Origin of the sequence: Prosthecobacter algae (genome assembly GCF_039542385.1) — a bacterium.
Taxonomy (GTDB): domain Bacteria; phylum Verrucomicrobiota; class Verrucomicrobiia; order Verrucomicrobiales; family Verrucomicrobiaceae; genus Prosthecobacter; species Prosthecobacter algae.
Genome location: NZ_BAABIA010000006.1, coordinates 419,467 through 437,409, shown reverse-complemented (window position 1 = coordinate 437,409; position 17,943 = coordinate 419,467). Strand labels below are relative to the sequence as shown.

15 protein-coding genes are annotated in these 17,943 nt (G+C 61.8%); 8 read left to right on the top strand and 7 right to left on the bottom strand.

The genetic code is table 11. The features are described 5' to 3' along the window. Positions 1-41: 41 nt before the first annotated feature. The 7 genes from ABEB25_RS16410 to surE form a co-directional block, all read right to left on the bottom strand. A complete protein-coding gene (locus ABEB25_RS16410; RefSeq protein WP_345737507.1) occupies positions 42-1,142 on the bottom strand; it encodes a type IV pilus twitching motility protein PilT in 1,101 nt (366 codons plus the stop codon). Between the two features lie 12 nt (positions 1,143-1,154). Continuing rightward, a complete protein-coding gene (locus ABEB25_RS16405; protein ID WP_345737506.1) occupies positions 1,155-1,532 on the bottom strand; it encodes a hypothetical protein in 378 nt (125 codons plus the stop codon). Beyond that, positions 1,529-1,915, bottom strand: a complete 387-nt coding sequence (locus ABEB25_RS16400; RefSeq protein WP_345737505.1) for a phage holin family protein — start codon at positions 1,913-1,915, stop codon at positions 1,529-1,531. The genes ABEB25_RS16405 and ABEB25_RS16400 overlap by 4 nt, the downstream gene beginning before the upstream one ends. A 28-nt stretch (positions 1,916-1,943) precedes the next feature. Then, complete coding sequence (locus tag ABEB25_RS16395; RefSeq protein WP_345737504.1) at positions 1,944-2,330, bottom strand: hypothetical protein; 387 nt, start codon at positions 2,328-2,330, stop codon at positions 1,944-1,946. A 271-nt stretch (positions 2,331-2,601) separates the two neighbouring features. Then, on the bottom strand, positions 2,602-3,612 hold the full coding sequence (locus ABEB25_RS16390; RefSeq protein ID WP_345737503.1) for a dihydroxyacetone kinase subunit DhaK: 1,011 nt from the start codon (positions 3,610-3,612) through the stop codon (positions 2,602-2,604). Between the two features lie 70 nt (positions 3,613-3,682). Then, positions 3,683-4,249, bottom strand: coding sequence for a YraN family protein (locus tag ABEB25_RS16385; protein WP_345737502.1), 567 nt, complete (start codon positions 4,247-4,249; stop codon positions 3,683-3,685). Beyond that, positions 4,246-4,941: a 5'/3'-nucleotidase SurE gene (surE, locus tag ABEB25_RS16380; RefSeq protein WP_345737501.1), complete on the bottom strand. Its 696-nt coding sequence runs from the start codon at positions 4,939-4,941 to the stop codon at positions 4,246-4,248. The genes ABEB25_RS16385 and surE overlap by 4 nt, the downstream gene beginning before the upstream one ends. Before the next feature lie 287 nt (positions 4,942-5,228). Between surE and ABEB25_RS16375 the strand changes: the two genes are divergently transcribed. The 8 genes from ABEB25_RS16375 (at position 5,229) to ABEB25_RS16340 (ending at position 17,851) form a co-directional block, all read left to right on the top strand. Further along, complete coding sequence (locus tag ABEB25_RS16375) at positions 5,229-8,699, top strand: immunoglobulin domain-containing protein (protein ID WP_345737500.1); 3,471 nt, start codon at positions 5,229-5,231, stop codon at positions 8,697-8,699. A gap of 131 nt (positions 8,700-8,830) precedes the next feature. Continuing rightward, positions 8,831-12,349, top strand: coding sequence for an immunoglobulin domain-containing protein (locus tag ABEB25_RS16370; RefSeq protein WP_345737499.1), 3,519 nt, complete (start codon positions 8,831-8,833; stop codon positions 12,347-12,349). Between the two features lie 135 nt (positions 12,350-12,484). Beyond that, entirely contained in the window at positions 12,485-14,254 is a 1,770-nt protein-coding gene (locus ABEB25_RS16365; protein WP_345737498.1) for a GspE/PulE family protein, read from the top strand. A gap of 27 nt (positions 14,255-14,281) precedes the next feature. Further along, the gene (locus ABEB25_RS16360) at positions 14,282-15,514 is read left to right on the top strand and encodes a type II secretion system F family protein (protein WP_345737497.1); all 1,233 of its coding nucleotides are present in this window, start codon (positions 14,282-14,284) and stop codon (positions 15,512-15,514) included. Between the two features lie 58 nt (positions 15,515-15,572). After that, entirely contained in the window at positions 15,573-16,019 is a 447-nt protein-coding gene (gene gspG, locus ABEB25_RS16355) for a type II secretion system major pseudopilin GspG (RefSeq protein WP_345737496.1), read from the top strand. Between the two features lie 23 nt (positions 16,020-16,042). Further along, a complete protein-coding gene (locus ABEB25_RS16350) occupies positions 16,043-16,564 on the top strand; it encodes a pilus assembly FimT family protein (RefSeq protein WP_345737495.1) in 522 nt (173 codons plus the stop codon). Next, positions 16,561-17,115: a PulJ/GspJ family protein gene (locus ABEB25_RS16345; RefSeq protein ID WP_345737494.1), complete on the top strand. Its 555-nt coding sequence runs from the start codon at positions 16,561-16,563 to the stop codon at positions 17,113-17,115. The genes ABEB25_RS16350 and ABEB25_RS16345 overlap by 4 nt, the downstream gene beginning before the upstream one ends. Further along, entirely contained in the window at positions 17,090-17,851 is a 762-nt protein-coding gene (locus ABEB25_RS16340) for a prepilin-type N-terminal cleavage/methylation domain-containing protein (RefSeq protein ID WP_345737493.1), read from the top strand. The genes ABEB25_RS16345 and ABEB25_RS16340 overlap by 26 nt, the downstream gene beginning before the upstream one ends. The last annotated feature ends 92 nt before the right edge of the window (positions 17,852-17,943 follow it).

Here is a 17,943-nt window from a genome sequence, read left to right as displayed (position 1 = left end):
GGCTTGTCAGAAGGTAAAAACGTGGATGATGGGGGGCGTGCTTAGCTCTGGAAGAAGAGGCGCATCTGCTGTTTGTCCTCAGCGCGGGATTCGCACTCTTCACGGCTGATGAGACCCTTGGTGAACAGGTTTCTCAGGGACTCATCCATCGTGATCATGCCGACGTTTTTGCCCGTCTGCATCACGCCGTTGAGCATGTAGGTTTTGCCTTCACGGATACAGGCGGCCACCGCAGGGGTGTTCACCAGAAGTTCCAGGGCCATCGCACGGCCGTTGCCATCCGTCTTCGGCACCAACTGCTGGGAAATGATGCCGCGCAGGGATTCAGACACCATGATGCGGATCTGGTCGCGCTGATCCGGCGGGAACACGTCCAGCACACGGTCCAGCGTACGGGCAGAGTTGCCAGTGTGCAGGGTACCCAGCACCAAGTGACCCGTTTCCGCCGCCGTGATGGCCAGGGAAATCGTTTCCAGGTCGCGCATTTCACCCACCATGATCACATCCGGATCTTCACGGAGGGCACCGCGCAGGGCGGCGGCAAAGGAATCCGTGTGGGTGCCCACCTCGCGCTGGTTCACGTGGCAGCTCTTCGGCTCCACCACGTATTCGATGGGGTCTTCCAGGGTGATGATGTGGTCCTGGCGCTCCTTGTTGATTTCATCCACCAGGGCAGCCAGCGTGGTGGACTTGCCGCAGCCCACCGGGCCGGTCACCAGCACCAGGCCGTTGTGATAGCGGATGAGCGTGCGCACCATGTCTGGCAGGCCCAGTTCATCCACCGAGCGGATGCTCGTGGAAATGATGCGGAAGGTGATATCGATGCCCAGGCGCTGCTGCACCACGGAGGCACGGAAGCGGCCAAAGTCTGGCGAGTAGGCAAAGTCCACATCGCCCTTGGTTTCCAGTTGGTGGATCTGGGCTTCGGTGAGGAAGCTGTAGGCCAGACGGCGGGTGTCTTCAGGCCCGAGTTGCACGGCATTGCCCCAGATCGGGGTCAGGTTGCCGAATCGTCTCCAGATGGGCTGGGCGGCGGTGGCCAGGTGCAGATCGGACGCTTCATACTGCATGCAGAAACGCAGATAGTCATCCACATGGCCCAGCACGGGCACGAGGTCTTGGGGGGCGGCTTGGTCGGACATGAGAGGGGTAGATCACGCACTCGGGCGGTCACCCTCGTGCTGAGAGAAATGTTGGGTCAGGTAAGATTGAAGATACTGGCTTCCATATTTCCACGCCGCCTGCCGGACCATGCCAAGCATGGGCGACAGAATTAGCGCAATAAGGCCGCCTTTTGTAGCGGATGCGCCAAAGTTGTCACGCTCAATCTTGGATCCGGGTGATGGCATGAGACTGCGCACCAGCAAAAGCCCCGCCGCAGCCGCCCCGCCAGCCCAGATCCATGGGTGTTCGCGGAGGGAGCGGGAGAGGATGACCTTCGGGTTCAGCTCCGCGCTGGCCAGTTGCAGGTGGGAGCCCAGATGGTCACGGGCTGCGTCCAGGTCTTTGATGGCCTTTTGTTTCGCTGTCATACGCCGGGAGGTGGGTTGCCGATCCATTCGCGGTCGCGCTGGAACTGGTGAAACGTTTCTTCAAACACGCGCAGCCTTTTCAGTCGGGATTTCAGCCGCAGCAGGAAAAGCATGGCCAGAAACAGGTGCCCACCGGCCGCACCCAGCGCCACCTTCCACCAGGGCCAGCCCTGGCTGTCTGCCACCAGCCACACCAGCGCAGGCAGCGCCAGCATCCAGCCGAACAGCAGAAAGCCGCTGAGCAGGGCCGCGAAGATGAGGATCTCGCTCAGCTTGGTCCCCGCCTCCTGCGCCTCGATCTGCAGCAGCCGCCCGCGTGCTTCCGCATACAGGGCCAGCGTGCGCAGCAGGGATCTCACCCGGGAAACCTCGGTGTCCATCATGATTCAGGCTTTTCTAAAAAAGGGGTTCTTAGCGGCGCAGCAGCAGGCCCACGACGAGGCCCACCCCAAACGCCGTCAGCAGCGCCTGGCGCGGCTTTTCACGCGTCATGTTTTCCGCTTCGGCCACCAGGTCCTGGTACTTGTCCTTGGCCTGGCCCAGCGCATCGTCCGCATAGTGGCGGATCTCGCCGGCCTTTTCCGTCAGGTCCGTCTTCAGCTCGGAGGCCTTCTGCTCCGCCACAGACTTCAGGTGCTGGGCGCGGGATTCAGCGGCACCGCGCAGTTCGCTGGCCTTTTGGCTGGCGGCGGCACGCAGCTCTTCGGCGGCTTTCATGGCGCTGGCCTTGGCGGCCTGGAAGGGATCATTGGCAGAAGGGCTGCCGAAACCGAGATCAGGGATGGAGGGCTCGTTCATAAGCTGGGAATGGGGATGCGATTCAAGGTTGGTTTTAAGGCCAACTGCCCTTCCTGGCGAATGAAAAAACAGGCACCAGGAAGTTCTCTGCGGCCGCCTGCCGGGTGGGGCAGGGCGGTTCGCACGGGGGCAGCGGACCAGCCACTTTTCCCTGCAATCTCCGTGCCACGTCCCGCGCATGCCGCGTGCCGATGCATGAACGGTTGCCGTGGCCTAACAAAAAGGGCGGAATCCTCACGGATTCCGCCCCTGAATTTCCAGTCGCCCGGCCTTACAGCTTCGTGTAGCCCACGCTCTCGCAGGGCAGGTCCCACAGCGCCTTCAGCTCCGCGTCCAGCTTGGTGATGCTGAAGCTCACCCCCGCCATCTCCTGGCAGGTGACGATGCTGTCCACAATCGTCTGGTGCACCTTGATGCCGCGTGCATCCAGCAGCGGTCGTGCGGCGCGCAGCATGATCAGCAGCTCCATCATGTGCGTGCTGCCCAAGCTGTTGACAAAAAACACGATCTCATCGCCGGCATTCAGCGGCAGGTCATCGCCAAACAGCAGGTCGATCATCTTCGCGGCCAGCTCATCCGCCGTGCACATCGGGATCAGGCCCACGCCTTTTTCACCGTGGATGCCCATGCCCAGGCCGATGACGTCATCCGCCAGTTCAAAGGTCGGCGCACCCGTGGCAGGGATGGAGCCCGGCTTGGTGGAGACACCCACCGTGCGCGTGGCGTCCACGGCCTTCTGCGCGATGCGGGCCAGCTCATCCAGGCTGTCCACCTGCGTGGCGGCAGCACCGGCCAGCTTCACCACCGGCACCAGACCACCCACCCCACGGCGCTTGGACTTTTCGGAAGGAGGGGCGGAGCAGACGTCATCATTGATGAAAACCGTCTTCACCGTGATGCCTTCTTCTTCGGCCAGCTCGGCACCGATGTCGAAGTTCATGATGTCGCCGGCGTAGTTGCCGTAGAGATACAGCACGCCCTTGCCACGGTTCACCGCCTGCGTGGCCTCCAGCACGATGTCTGGCGGCGGGGCGGCAAAGATGTCGCCCACGGCAGCACCGTCGCCCATGCCTTTGCCCACCAGACCGTGGTAGATCGGCTCATGGCCTGCGCCACCGCCGATGAGCAGGGCCGGGGCATCCGGGCGCAGATCGTTCATCACGATCGAGCGCTTGCCCACGCGGCGGGCCTTGCCGTCATAGGCCAGCACGAGGCCCTCAAAGAGTTCGTCGGCACATTTCAGGGGATCGTTGATGATCTTCTTCGCGGAATTCTTGCTCATGGTCAGTTGCGATGGATTTTGGGCCGCAAGGTGTAGCGGGTGGGCTTTGCGATGTCAAAGCAGGAAGTGATCATCGGCCAATCATCACCGAATCACTCAGACCAAAGGCATTTTCGATTAGATTCAGCTTCGGTTCCTCCCCTGGCAGCAGCAGCACCTCCAAAATATCAAAGCGGTACCGCACGTGCGGCCAGCGCATGATCCGCAGCCAGTGATGCGCCCCGCGCTGGATGAGCTGGCGCTTTTTGGCATTCACCGCATCCGCCGGGCGGCCAAAGTCCGCGCTCGTCCGCGTCTTCACCTCGATGAAGGTCAGCACCTTCCCATGCCGGGCCACGATGTCCACCTCCCCGCCGCCAGGGGCAAAATAGTTCCTATACAGCACCTTGCGCCCCTGCTTCGGCAGCCAGCGCGTGGCCAGCACCTCCCCCGCGTGGCCGATCTCCCTCTGCGTCATCCGGTGCCCCAGCACCAGCGGGTAAAACGGGCGGCGGAGGGAAAGCGTCCACTCCAGCACATGGCTGCGCGCCCACAGCACATGGTGCCGGTTCACCCCCGGCAGCCGGGCCAGCCGCAGCGCCACCCGGGCCGCCAGCGGCGGTTTCACCAGGGGCGGGGCTGCCAGCGGTGCGGTCATACCTTCAGTCGGGAGACGGAGATCTGGCCGCCAAAGCACACCTCCACATCGGAGCCTGGAATGCGCGGGCGCTCGGCATAGGAGGCCGTGTAATGGTAGCCCCCATCCGGCGCAGCCTGGTAGGCCACCTTCAGCGGCAGCCTTTCCGGATAGCAGCGCACCACTCCAGGCATCGGCAGCGGGCCGGGGGGGAGGTGGGGAAAGTTCACATTCCAGAATTCGCCATCGTGCAGCCGCTCGCCGGAAAGGCGACCCGTCAGCTCCACCACCCAGGTGGAAATGCGCGGCCAGTCGATCTCCAGCCCCCGGATCATGTAATGGGAAAAAGCCATCGCCGCGATGCCGTGGTACGCCGCCTCCCGCGCCGCCGCCACCGTGCCGGAGATCACCACATCCTGCCCCAGATTACCCCCGGCATTCACTCCAGAAATCACCCAGTCCGGCTTCAGATCCAGCGCAAAAAGGCCGATGCGCACGCAGTCTGCCGGGGTGCCGCCCACCGCCCAGCGCCGGGGTCCCCGCTCCTCCACATGCAGCACCTCATGGGTCGTCACCCGGTGGCCGCACATGGAATATTCGGCGGGCGGAGCCACGATGGAGACCTGCGCCCCCGGGATGGCCGTGATGGCCGCCGCCAGGGCCGCCAGGCCAGGGGCATCAATGCCATCGTCATTGGTCAGGAGAAAATGCATGCTGGCTAGGATTAGACGGGCACCCCCCGGCCTTGTCCACTTGAAAAGCCTCCGCAAAAGCACCGGCAGGAAAGGAGATGCCGGTAGAGATGGCAACGACCCTCAGTGGCTGGAGAAATAGGCACGCAAAGGCGCAAAAATTCAGGTCTTTGGCGGCTTTGCGCCTTTGCGTGAGTTCTGCTCCTGAATTTAGCAGGAGATTTTCAGGCGTGAACCGGATCCGATTATGACATTATCGTTTCTCGCATTGCCTTGTCATGACTTTGTAAATATGCACCATTGATTTAATGACCTATATTGCCCGCGCATTCTTTCTAGCGGCCAGCTTGGGGTTGGCCACCGCCAATGCTCGGGCCGCAGAACCGCGCCTCGTCGTCAGCCAGGTGGGCCTGCACTTCATCTGCACTGCCGATGGCCAGCCAGACATGTATAGCTGGCGCACACCTACGCTGGATACCAGCCCCTCGGCCAGCCCCGGGGATTTCATCATCCCGGTCATCAGGGAATCCAGCTTCGATGAAGCTGTGGTGTCCACAGTTCCCGTCATCAGTGGAGGTCGCACAGCGCTGCGGGTTTCTTCAGAGATCAACAGCACCGACATCGCCCACATGCACCCCGTCGGATTTGAAGGCGAGACCGCCCGTCTGGTCAATTTGGACGCTGTCCATTGGCGCAATGATAATGCCCCCAATGTGGGTCCTCACATGATGAAGGACCGCTTTTACTCCAATTTCCCGCCGCTGCGGAATCCAGATCAGGCCGGCCGATACGGTACGACGGCCGTCGAAGTCCCTGCGACCCATTCCCTCTATCCCCGCAATTACAAGAGGCATCCTGGCTATGACCCTGCCAACTGGAACTGGAGCCTGGACTATGACACGCCCTTGAGCACTGACAAAAAACGCCTCCAGGGGCGTCTACATCTTGAGTTGGTTCGCCCGCCCACGACAGATTCAGATCCGCCCATGGACTTCACCCTGGTGATTTCCGGCGCTGGCATGAGCACGATCTCGGTGAGTGGGCTACGCATTTTCACCACCCCAAATGACCTGGTGTACAAAGTGAATCGCGGCCACTTCCGCAATGTCGGCAAAGCCGAGACTGAAAGTGTCGCCAGCGCCCGCCAACAGACGCTCGGTCGCAGGAGCGGTGCCCGTGGAGCCAGGCCTGAGGATCCTGGCTACACGAGTGAAGGAGACAAGACAGTGCTGGATATTGACCTCCTCTCCCGCTTCTTCAACGTTCAGTATTATGACCAGCTTTCCTTTTCCTCCGGCATTATCGAGATCAAGATTTACAACGGTCATGACTGGACCACGGGCAATCCTCCACCTGCTCAGATCGTCCAAGTCCGCCTGCCAGCCGGCCAGGCCCCGGCACCGACCTTGATCACCGCAGGTTCCTTTGCTGTTCAGTATTTGCAGCCCAGTTCGGGCGCTCCCACGGTTTACAGTCATCCCGCCGTGCAGGCCCCTCGCTGGTGGTCATTCAACCAAACAGGAACTCTGGGCATCTTTTCAGCCATGGGGGAGCCGCAGCCTTCCCCGGCCTCCTTCGGTCGGTTTCACCCGGGGCCAGACTTGGTCACCAGCCCTGGCATCAGTGCCGTGGATCCCCGTTCCAACACCCAGCGCGTGCCCGGCGTGAAGGCCCTCTTTTACGGCCGTTCCGATTTCCTATACCCGGATGTGCAGCAAATTCCCCAGCACACTTTATTCTCAGATCCCTTGGCTGTCATCCGCTACGATGAGGACTCCGGCTACAACCGCCCGCAGCATTACGGCTCGGACTCGTTTCGTCTGGTGAAACATGCGGCCCCCCTCATCGCGGAGGCCGAGGTGCCATCCACGCGTTATCAGCCGACCCCCGAGTATACGGACAGAGACATTCCGATGGCGGCTGATTTTGTCGATGAGCTGCCCATCATGCGGACACAGCCCACTCTGCCGCCTGATCTTTTCTTTCCGGGCACGCTCCGCCTGACGGCAGGCGCCTTCAGCACCTCGGAGGCCACCTATCAATGGCGGCGCAATGGCGTGAACATTCCGGGCGCCACCCATACCAACCTGAACGCGCCGCTCGATTCCGCCGCTGCCGCCGGGAAGTATGATGTGAAGGTGACCAATGCCAAAGGCAGCATCGTTTCGGACTCCGTCGAAGTCACCCTCCCAGACCCCGTCATCTTTGAGCAGCCGCGCAGCATCACCGCCTTCAGTGGCGACAAGGTCATCTTTTCCGTGCAGGCCGAAGGCACCGGCCTCCGCTACCAGTGGCGGCGAAACGGCCTCGCCATCAGCAAGGCCACCGCCAGGACTTACGCCATCGCCAAAGTCAGTGCCGATGACCAGGCGAACTACGATGTCTTCATCACCGGCACCAAGGGCACCCGCCTTTCCGCTCCCGCTCTGTTGCGGGTGCATCAGCCGCTCACCATCACCCAGCATCCACTCAGCGGTGTGGTCCATGCGGGCCTCACCCTGGCCCTCAAAGTCCGGGCCGTCGGCGAAATGCCGATCAACTACCAGTGGCGGCGCAATGGCGAAGTCATCGAAGGTGCCATCAATGACAGCCTGCTGGTGCAGGCCACCGAGCCCGGAGCACCTGCGGATCGTTACGAAGTCGTGGTCACCAATTCCGTCGCCACCCGCACTTCCGCCACCGTGGAGGTACGCACCATCGGCTATCCGCCCGAAATCTCCCAGTCGCCTGACTCGGCCACCGTGGACATCGGGGGCGAGGCCACTTTCTCAGTCGCCTTGTATGGTGATTCCACCGGCCTCACTTACCAATGGCGGCGCAATGGGGTGAACATGCCCAAAACCAACTTCGCCGATCTTGTCCTGAAACCGGCCAAAAAGATCGATGAAGGCGTGTATGACTGCATCGTCAGCAATGCCTACGGCAGCAGCCTCAGCGAGCCTGCCACACTCCTGGTGGGTGAGCGGCTGACTTTCAGCCTGCTGCCAGGAGACGCCGCTGTGAACCCGGGTGAACCCGTCACCTTTGCCGCCACGGCAGGCCATGAAGGGGATGTCGTGACCTACCAGTGGTCCCTCAATGGCAAGCCACTGGCAGGGGCCATTTACCAGACGGTGGAGATCCCCGCTGCCCTGCCTGCGGATGCGGGCCTTTACACCGTCACCGCCACACGCGGCAAGGAAAAGGCCACGGCCACGGCCCGGCTCAATCTTTTGGAGAAAGGCGTGCTGTTTTACAAGATCACCGGCACCACCACCAGCCATGCGGCGGATCAAACCACCCGCAGCGCCCTCAGCGGCCTGCTTCTGGTGGATGTCAGCCGCGACGCCGTCGGCGGTGCCCTGGTCCTGACGAGCAAAGATGGCAAAGTTACCCGCTACAAGGCGCATGTTCTCATGAACCTCCGCGTGGATTCCACCAGCCCCGGCAGCGGTGGGCAAATGGCCATCTCCTATGTCGAAGACCCCGGCAGCTATAGCGGGGAGCCGGGCTACCGCGGGGCCCTGTGGCTCCAGGGTGCCCAAAGTCTCATCCGCCTGGATGCCCAGACTCAGACCCTGGGGGCCAAAACACTGTCCGGCGTGATGAACAACCTTGAGGTGTTTTCGGCCAACTCCGGCCTGCATACGGAGCTCGAAAATCTCAGCCTCAAAGGCGTGCTGGATCTGCCTGCCACCATCCTCTCCCGGCAGAAAGGGGAGGGGATTGATGCCGCCCTGGACCGCCTGAGGATTGATCTTCAGACCCAGGGCATGATGGAAGACAGGTCAGCCCGCTGAGCTGAATCCAGCTAGCCTTTTCCCCTCAGCCCTGCAAAGAAAATGCAGGGACTGTTTTGTATTGCCTTGTCATTACTTCGTAAATAATGCAGGCTGAATTAATGACCTATTCAGCCTGCGCATTCTTATTAATGGCCCTCGGAGTGACCGTGGGGAATGCCCTGGCTGCTGAGGCTCCGCGCCTGGTCGTCAGCCAGGTGGGCCTGCACTTTATCTGCACCGCCGATGGCCAGCCAGACATGTATAGCTGGCGCATGCCCAAGATGGAGACGGGCCCGGAAGCTGCTTCGGGAGACTTCGGCATCCCGTTCATTGCGGATGCCAATTTGGACGCCTCAGCCGTGGGCAATGAGCCCATCGTCACAGGCGGTCGCACGGCGCTGAAGGTTTCGTCTTTGCCGAACAGCACCCGTATCGCCCACATTCATCCCCCGGCTTTTCAGGGCTCTTCCGCCCGCCTCGTGAATCTGGACCAGATCCACTGGCGCAACGCCAGTGATCCTGATGCAGCGCCCTTCATGATGAAGGACCGATTCTATTCCAATTACCCGCCGCTGCAAAATCCGGACCAGGCCGGGCGCTACTTCACCACCGCCGTTGCCAGCGCTCCCACCCAGGCCAACTACGCCCGGTACTTCAGGAACCATCCGGGTTATGATCCGGCGAACTGGAACTGGACGCTGGACTATGACACGCCGCTGGAGGTTCATCAAAAGCGCATCCAGGCACGCCTGCACCTGGAAATTGTGCACCCGCCGTTGGCAGATCCGGATGCCCCCATGAATTTCACCCTGGTGATCCCCGCGGCTGCGCTTGCCAGCATCGTGGTCAATGACCGGCACATTTTTTCCAAAAGCCAGGACGTGGTGTACAAACTGAACCGCAGTCACTTCCGCAATGCGGGCAATGCCGAGACAGCCGGCGTGGCTAGCGCCCGCATGCAGACTTTGAATCGCTTTGCGGGTCCGCTGGCCAACACCCCAGGCGATGTCGGTTACACGACCAACCCTGCGCTGAAAACGGTGCTCGATTTTGATCTGCACTCCAACTTTTTCACAGTTGACCGGCAAGACATGCTGACCTTCGGCTCTGGCCATATTCCAATCGAGATTTACAACACACATGACTGGCCTGCTGGCAATCCAGAGATGGCCCAGAACATCAATGTAATCCTGCCATCCGGCCAGGCACCCTCTCCCACATTGGTCACGGCGGGTTCGTTTGGGATTAATTATATACAGCCCCTGGGCCACGACATGGTCCTCTACCAGCACCCTGCCATTCAGGCTCCCCGCTGGTGGTCCTTCAACCGCTCCGGGCCGTTGGGGCTGGTGGGTCCTGGGGGAGAACTGGTGACGTCTCCCCCCACCGTCGGACGTTTGCACGTGGCTGTGCCGGATATGGTCAGCGGCACCGGCATCAGCGCGGTGGATGCCCGGTCTAACACTCAGCGTGTGCCCGGCGTGAAGGCCCTTTTCTACGGTCGTTCGAGCTTCCTCTATCCCGATGTGAAAGAGCTCCCGCTGGAAGTCCTGACCTCGGAGCCCACGGCCCGCATCGCCTATGATTGGAGCTACAACCGCCCGCTCCATTATGGGTCGGACACGCTGCGTTTGGTCCAGCTCAATCCTCCTTTCGTCGCCGAGGCGCAAGTGTCTCCCTCGCGTTACACGCCGATGGACAACTATGGAAATCCAGGCGTGAACTTGCCACCTTCATTTGCGGATGAACTGCCCATCGTCACTTCCCAGCCTACTTTGAAGGTGCCGCTTCAGATTCCAGGCACCCTTCGTCTGGTCGTTGCCGCTTCCACCACTTCCACCCTCAGTTATCAGTGGCGGCACAATGGCGAACCCATTCCTGGAGCCACCGATTCTAACCTGCACGCGCCCATCGAAACCGCCGCCGACGCGGGCAGGTATGATGTGAAGATCACCAATGCCAAAGGCAGCGTGATTTCCGATCCTTTCGAGGTCGTCTTTCCCGATCCGCTCATCTTGGGGCAGCCTCAGGCCGCCACCGTCCAGGTGGGAGGAAAGGTGACTTTGTCTGTGGAGGCCATGGGCACCGGCCTTCGCTACCAGTGGCGGCGCAATGGCCTCGCCATCAACAAGGCCACCGGCAGCACCTTTACCATCGCCAAGGCGGCCCTTGCGGACGGCGGCAATTACGATGTGCTCATCACCGGCACCCATGGCACCCTCCTTTCCTCGAAGGCTCTGCTGACGGTCCAGCCACCGCTGGCCATCCTCCAGCATCCCGTGGGCGGGATGGTGCGTCCTGCACAGACCCTCCAACTCTGGGTCTTGGCCGTGGGCCAGCCCCCGCTCAGCTATCAGTGGAAGCGTAATGGCGAAATCATCGAGGGACCTGCGGGCCTCGATAGTTTGCTGCTGGCGGAGGCCGGTGAACCTGGCAGCACCGACCGCTATGAAGTGGTGGTTTCCGATGCCACGGGCAGCCGCACATCGAACCGCGCAGAGGTGCGCACCGTCGGCCTGCCGCCGGTTGTCAGCCTGCTGCGGGGCAGCACCTATGCAGAGGTCGGGGCGGAGGTCACCTTCAGTGTGGGAGTCGAGGGAGACCCCTCCGGCGTCACCTACCAGTGGCGGCGCAATGGCGTGAATCTGCCGAAGACCAACTTCCCAGACCTCGTCCTGAAGCCCGTGAAGAAAACGGATGACGGCATCTATGACTGCGTCGTCTCCAATGCCTATGGCAATGCCATCAGCGACACCGTCTATCTGACCACGGGCCAGAGCATCGCTTTCACCCTGCTGCCGGGGGATGTGAATGTTGCCCCTGGGACGCCAGTGAGCTTTACCGCTCTGGCCGGAGACTTCGTGTATGCCTCAGGTGGGCCGGCACAGAGCCCGCAGACCCTGAATGGGCAGCCTTCGCAGACGCCCAACACCACGCTCGCAGGTGCCGAGGATGACATTTCCTACCAATGGTCCTTCAATGGCAAGCCCCTGGCCGGAGCCATTTACGCAACCCTGGAGATTCCTTCGGCCCTGCCTGCCAATGCGGGCACCTACACCATCACCGCCACCCGTGGGAAAGATAAAATCAGTGCTTCTGCCCGGCTGAATCTACAGCAGCACGGCGTGCTTGTTTACAAGCTCAGCGGCACCACCACCACCCAGGATGCAGACCAGGCGACTCGTGGTGCCCTCACTGGTTATCTCCTGGCAGAGTCCAGCAGCTCGGCTCCCGCCGGTGTGCTGGTGCTCGTGACCAAGGATGGCAAATACACCCGTTTCCAGGCGCATGAGCTGCCCGGCCTGCGTGTGAATGAGAGCGGCCCAGGTGCCGGTGGGCAGATGGTGATCTCCAATGTGGAAGATGCTGAGGAAGGCTCCCGTCGGGCCGTGCTCTGGCTGCAAGGCGCGCAGAGCATCGTCACCCTGGATGCCGTCAATCAAGTCGCCGCCGCTCGCACCCTTTCCGGCACGGCCAACCAGATCGAAGTGTATTGGGCTGACAACGGCTACCGCACCTCCATCGAAAACCTCAGCCTCAAAGGCGTGCTCGACGTCCCCGCCACCACCGCCTCGCGGGTGCGTAGGGATGAGTTGGAGCAGGCCCTGGAGACCCTGAAGATCGAGCTTCAGCGCCAGGGGATGGTCGAGATTGTAGAAGAGCGCTGAGTCTGGGGGAAACCCAGGCTGTCGTGACGATCAGGAGAAGCAAAAGGTTCGGAATGATTTAATTCTTGCTTTTTATGGTAAAAACCATAATTATTGCATCGAATAGAATCCTCTTTTCGCCTTACTGCTCTCTCCATGATGCCCCTCATCCACCAGATCCTCGCTGAAGCGGGCTGTGCCGGACTGCCCTCGGTGCAGGCGGCGGTGGAGGAGGCCTGCTACAACCAGACCTCGTTTGTCGAGGCGGTCCTGGACTGTGAAGGCGTGCGCGAACGCGACTTCCTCATGGCCCTCGCCCACACCCTGTCCTTGCCCTGGTGGGAAGGCAGCGCGGACAAGCCTGCGGAGCCTGGTCTGCGCCGCCATCTGCCGGCGGAGATCGCCCTGCGCCATCGCCTGCTGCCCATCGCCTTTGAGGAGAAACCCGAGGTCGAAGGCCGCGCCCGGGGCGTGCTCCACATCGCCACGTTTGATCCCCTCAGCCTCGTCACCCATCAGCGTGTGGCAGGCAGCCTGCAGGTCACCGTCGTCTGGCATGTGGGCCAGCGCACCCGCATCGTCGAAGGCCTGCAAAAGCTCTATGGTCTGGGTGCAGACACCTTTGAAAAAATCCTGCGTGGCCGTGCCGACTGGGCCGCCGAGGACGTGGGGGATGAAGTCACCGTTTTGGATGAACCGGAAAATGAAGAGGCCAGCGTCGTCCGCTTTGTGAATCAGATCATCCGCCGCGGGCTGGAACAACGCGCCACTGACATCCATGTGGAGCCGCAGCAGGATCGCCTGCGCATCCGCTACCGCATTGATGGTCGCCTGGAGGAGCTGCCCGTGCCGGAGAACATCAAGTCCCTGCAGTCCAGCGTCATCGCCCGCCTGAAGATCATGGCCCGGCTGGACATTGCCGAAAAACGCCTGCCGCAGGATGGCCGCATCAACCTGGAACTCGACGGCCTGCCCATCGATGTCCGCGTGGCCACCATCCCCAGCGTGGAGGGCGAAAGCATCTCCCTGCGTCTGCTTTCACAGCAGGCCATGACCATCGGTCGCCTGGGCCTCACCGATACGGTGAAACCCGTGGTGGATGAACTGCTGAAGCTGCCCAATGGCATCATTCTCATCACCGGCCCCACCGGCAGCGGCAAGAGCACCACGCTTTACGCCTTCCTCAGCGAGATGAACCAGACGCACCGCCGCATCGTCACCATCGAAGATCCGGTGGAGTACAAGATGCCGGGCATGGTGCAGATCGCCGTGAAGCCGGAGATCGGCCTCACCTTTGCCACCGGCCTGCGCAGCATCTTGCGTGGCGATCCCAACGTGGTCATGGTCGGGGAAATGCGCGACCTGGAGACCACCGAGATCGCCATTCGCGCCGCCCTCACTGGCCACTTGGTTTTCAGCACGCTGCATACGAACGATGCCATCGGCGGCATCACTCGTCTGGTGGATATGGGCGTGGAGCCCTTCCTGGTCAGCAGTGCAGTGCGCGCCTTTTTTGCGCAACGTTTGGTTAGGAAACTCTGCCCGCTTTGCAAGGCCCCCGCCGAGGTCGAGCGCGAGTACCTGCGCAGCATCGGCTTCCCGCTGAATGTGCCCGGCCAGATCATGCACGCCGTCGGTTGCGAGGCCTGCCGTGGCAGCGGTTATCAGGGCCGCCTCAGCATCTATGAGGCTGTGCTGATGACCAATGCCCTCCAGCACCTCATCAACATCCGCGCGCATCCGGCCGAGTTTTATAAGCAGGCGCAAAAGGACGGCTACCTGCCCATGCGCGGTTACGGTTTCCAAAAGGTCCTCGCTGGTGAAACCACCATCGAAGAAGTCCTCAGCGTCACCGCCCTGGAGCGTGCCCCGGAGGCCACCGTGAAGACCACCCTCACCCAGCCCCTGCACCTCGCGGCGGCCTGAGTTTTCCTTTCCTGATTCCCGCCTCCCATGCCCACCTTTTCCTACAGCGCCCACGGCCCTTCCGGTGTCATCACCGGACAGCTCGCGGCGTCGGATCGGGCGGAGGCCATGAGCCTGCTGGGCAAGCAGAGGTTGCAACCTTTTAAGCTGGAGCAGTCCGGCAGCACTGCCGCCGCAGCCACCAGCCGCAGCGCCCTCCCGGCAGCCCCCACCGGCCCTTTGCGGCTGAAGCTGGCGCAGGTGCTTCTCTTTACCGAGGAGCTTTCAGACCTGCTCGGCGCAGGCATCCAGCTCGAGCCCGCACTCGCCACCATGGAGCGGCGGCGGGAGCTTTCCGGTGTCAAAACACTGGCCAGCGTGCTGCGCAGCAAGGTGCGCGACGGCATGCCTTTCTCGAAGGCCGTAGCCGCCACCAGTCCCAGCTTTGGCCATCTCTTTTGCGCCCTTGCTACGGCGGGCGAAGCCAGTGGCACACTGCCCCTCATCCTGCGCCGTCAGGTGGCCTACCTGCGTTCGCTGGCCGCGCTGCGTTCGAAGGTCGCCTTTGCGCTCATCTATCCCGCCTTCCTCGTGGTGGCGGCGGTTTCCGTCACCCTGCTGTTTATCGTTTATCTCATCCCCAAGCTCACAGAGCTGCTGGATTCCACCGGCGGCTCCCTGCCTCTCGGAGCGCAGATCATCCTGAAGTTCAGCGAAGTCTTCAAGGCCACGTGGTGGATGCTCGGCCTGGGCATCTTCTGCCTGTTCATCGCGGTGAAGGCCTGGCTGAAAAAGCCGGAGTCGCAGGTGCCCTGGGCGCGTTTTCTCCTGCGTCTGCCCTTGTTTGGCAACATCCTGAAGGCGCGCTTTTACGTGCAGTTTCTGGAGACGATGTCCAATTTGTTAGGCAGCGGCCTACCCATGGTACAGGCCATGCAGCTCACCCATCAGGCCATTGAGAATCCCTATTTCCAAAAGGAGTTCGAATCGGTCATGCGCCACGTCGGCGAAGGCGTCAGCCTGTCCCGCGCCCTGGACCGCAGCGCCATCTTTCCCCCGCTGCTGCTGGACATGGTGAGCGTGGGCGAACAGACCGGCGACCTCTCCGCCGCCCTGGCCAAGGCCGCCGAACGCTTTGACCGCGAGCTGGCCCAGAAGGTCGAAAAACTCAGCGCCATGGTCCAGCCCCTCATCGTCTGCCTCATGGCCGGCATGGTGGGCATCATGGCCTACCTCATGATCACCACCATCTTCCAGACCATCTCCGGCATGAGCCAGTGAGGCGGGGAAGAGAAGACATTTAGAAAGCAGAAAACAGACCCTTTAAACAGACCCCGACATGAAGATGCGAACCCACTCCTCCAAACTCCGTCACGCCAGATCCGCCGGTTTCACCTTGGTGGAAATGGTGCTCGTTCTCGGCATCGTCGCCCTCCTTGTAGGCGCGGGCATCGTCTCCCTGGTGGGCGTGCTCGACTCCGGCAAAAAGACCCGCGTGAAGGCGGACCTGAACACCCTCACCGCCGCCTTCCGCAGCTATGAGACGGACAACATGTTTCTGCCTAGCACAGAGCAGGGCGTCATGGCCCTGGTGCAAAAGCCCGCCTCCCGCCCGGCCCCGGTCAACTACACGCCGAAGCTGAAAAAACTGCTGCTCGATCCCTGGGGCAACCCCTACCACTACAAGCGCCCCGGCGCGAAGGACAAAGGCGGCTTCGATGTCTATTCCGCCGGTGCCGATGGCCTGGCCGATACCGCCGATGACATTGGCAACTGGGATCTCTAGTCCACGGCTCGTCATCACCCTGCATGACACTTCCTCCTCCAGACAGACGTTTCAGCACCCGGTCCTCACAGGCCGGGTTCGCTGCGTCCTGCGGGGCAGGGGAAATTGCATTTTTTGTTAGACCATCGGTCCGCCACTCCGGCTTCACGCTGGTGGAGGTGTGTGTGGCCATGGCCATCGCCGTGCTCGTTCTCGGCGTCGCCACCTTCAGCATGGCAGGTTTGCAGGGCGAGGTGAAGCTGAAACGCATGGCCGCCCAGGTGGAGTCCCTGGCCCGTGATTCCCTCCTCCAGGCCGTCATGCAGCAGCGTGCCGTCACTCTGGATCTCAATGGCGGTCTCGGGACCGAAGGCCGCCTGCAGGTGCGCCGGGCAGGGGACAAAAGCTTCCGCCAGCCGCTGCGGGGCGAACTCTGGGAATTCAGCCCCACGGGCATCTGCGAGCCGGTGGAAGTGCGCGTGAGCAATGAGGCCGGCGAGATCGAACTGGGCTTTGATCCGCTGACCGGCTGCGCGAGCAGGAAGGAGGTGCGGGTCAAATCATGAACGCCCTCCCCAAGTCAGGCCTAACCAGAAGGAGAACCAGCTTTGCCGGTTCCGGCAACCGCCGCAACTCGGTGGAGAATGCCGCCTGGCAGTCCCCGCAATCCGGCCATTCCACCGCCTCTCGGGATCGTGGTTTCACCCACCTGCTGCCGCCGCTTTCCCCAGCCCGCTCAGGTTTTGCCCTGCTGGAAATCATCCTCGCACTCGGCCTCTTTTCCATCGTCGCTGTCGGCATGACACAGGCGCTGGACCAAATCGCCCAGACCTCCAAACAGGCCCGGCAGGAGGCGCAGGTGCTGCGTGTGCTGGAGTCCGTCCTGGCCGAAGTCTCCCACCAGCCCGAGCTAAAACCCACGACGGTGAGCTTCCCAAAAAGTGCCGATGGCGTGGATGCCCGCGCCAGCATCGTGAAGGTGAAGCTGATGACCCAGGACAAGACCGAGCTGGACCACATGTTCCTCGTGCAGGCCGAGGCCTGGCTGGAAACGGGCCCGAAGAAGTCGCTGAAACGGCGCATGGAAACCTATGTTTATTCACCCCACAGCTCCTAGACAGACGGCGCGTGGGTTCACGCTGCTGGAGGTCATCGCCGCGCTGGCGCTGATCTCCCTCATCATTGGCGGCGTCTATGGCGTGGCCGATGGATCGCTGAAGCTGGGCACCTCCATGAACAAGGCCCGCATCGCCGAAATGCGCGTGAGCAACTTCGTCCATCAATGGCGCGACTGGTTGGAAAACGTGCCGCCCACGCTGCGCCTATCCTCCGGGCTGGACAAGGTGAAGCGCGGTGCTGCTGGCACTCTTTTGGTGGAGGGCGGCCCTGCACCCTTTGTCTGGACCTCCAGCCTGCGCCTGGCCGATGCCGTGGAATTTGCCACCGTGCGCGGGGCCGAGCCGAAGTCCCTCACGCTCCTCGTTCGCCATCTCAAGCGCCTGGAAAAACCCACCGCCACGGATGCCTATGAGCAGATCGCCGAGCTGCCGCTGCTCACCGGACTCAAGGAGTTCAAGACGCAGTTTTACGCCGCTGAGGACAAACGCTGGTTCTCCACCTGGAACCCCGACAAACGCGCCGCCCCACCCCTGTTCATGCGGATGCAATTCACCTTCCTCAATGACCCCCGCGAGCACGAAGCCACCTTTTGGATTGCGAATGATTTGGTGGGGAGGGGGCAAAGCGGTCAAGGCGGTCAAGGCGGTCAAGGCAGTCAAGGCAGTCAAGGCAGTCAAGGCAGTCAAGGCAGTCAAGGCAGTCAATCGTCAACAGGTCAAGAAACACCTCCTTGACCCCTTTGACCCCTTTGACCCCTTTGACCCCTTTGACCCCTTGACCCCTTGACCCCTTGACCCCTTGACCCCTTGACCCCTTGACCCCTTGA

Coding starts and splice junctions, on each gene's coding strand:
- surE (WP_345737501.1), bottom strand. CDS start 4,941: ATGCATTTTCTCCTGACCAATGACGATGGCATTGATGCCCCTGGCCTG.
- ABEB25_RS16410 (WP_345737507.1), bottom strand. CDS start 1,142: ATGTCCGACCAAGCCGCCCCCCAAGACCTCGTGCCCGTGCTGGGCCAT.
- ABEB25_RS16350 (WP_345737495.1), top strand. CDS start 16,043: ATGACACTTCCTCCTCCAGACAGACGTTTCAGCACCCGGTCCTCACAG.
- ABEB25_RS16390 (WP_345737503.1), bottom strand. CDS start 3,612: ATGAGCAAGAATTCCGCGAAGAAGATCATCAACGATCCCCTGAAATGT.
- ABEB25_RS16340 (WP_345737493.1), top strand. CDS start 17,090: ATGTTTATTCACCCCACAGCTCCTAGACAGACGGCGCGTGGGTTCACG.
- ABEB25_RS16395 (WP_345737504.1), bottom strand. CDS start 2,330: ATGAACGAGCCCTCCATCCCTGATCTCGGTTTCGGCAGCCCTTCTGCC.
- ABEB25_RS16405 (WP_345737506.1), bottom strand. CDS start 1,532: ATGACAGCGAAACAAAAGGCCATCAAAGACCTGGACGCAGCCCGTGAC.
- ABEB25_RS16375 (WP_345737500.1), top strand. CDS start 5,229: ATGACCTATATTGCCCGCGCATTCTTTCTAGCGGCCAGCTTGGGGTTG.
- ABEB25_RS16360 (WP_345737497.1), top strand. CDS start 14,282: ATGCCCACCTTTTCCTACAGCGCCCACGGCCCTTCCGGTGTCATCACC.
- ABEB25_RS16385 (WP_345737502.1), bottom strand. CDS start 4,249: ATGACCGCACCGCTGGCAGCCCCGCCCCTGGTGAAACCGCCGCTGGCG.
- ABEB25_RS16345 (WP_345737494.1), top strand. CDS start 16,561: ATGAACGCCCTCCCCAAGTCAGGCCTAACCAGAAGGAGAACCAGCTTT.
- gspG (WP_345737496.1), top strand. CDS start 15,573: ATGAAGATGCGAACCCACTCCTCCAAACTCCGTCACGCCAGATCCGCC.
- ABEB25_RS16400 (WP_345737505.1), bottom strand. CDS start 1,915: ATGATGGACACCGAGGTTTCCCGGGTGAGATCCCTGCTGCGCACGCTG.
- ABEB25_RS16365 (WP_345737498.1), top strand. CDS start 12,485: ATGATGCCCCTCATCCACCAGATCCTCGCTGAAGCGGGCTGTGCCGGA.
- ABEB25_RS16370 (WP_345737499.1), top strand. CDS start 8,831: ATGGCCCTCGGAGTGACCGTGGGGAATGCCCTGGCTGCTGAGGCTCCG.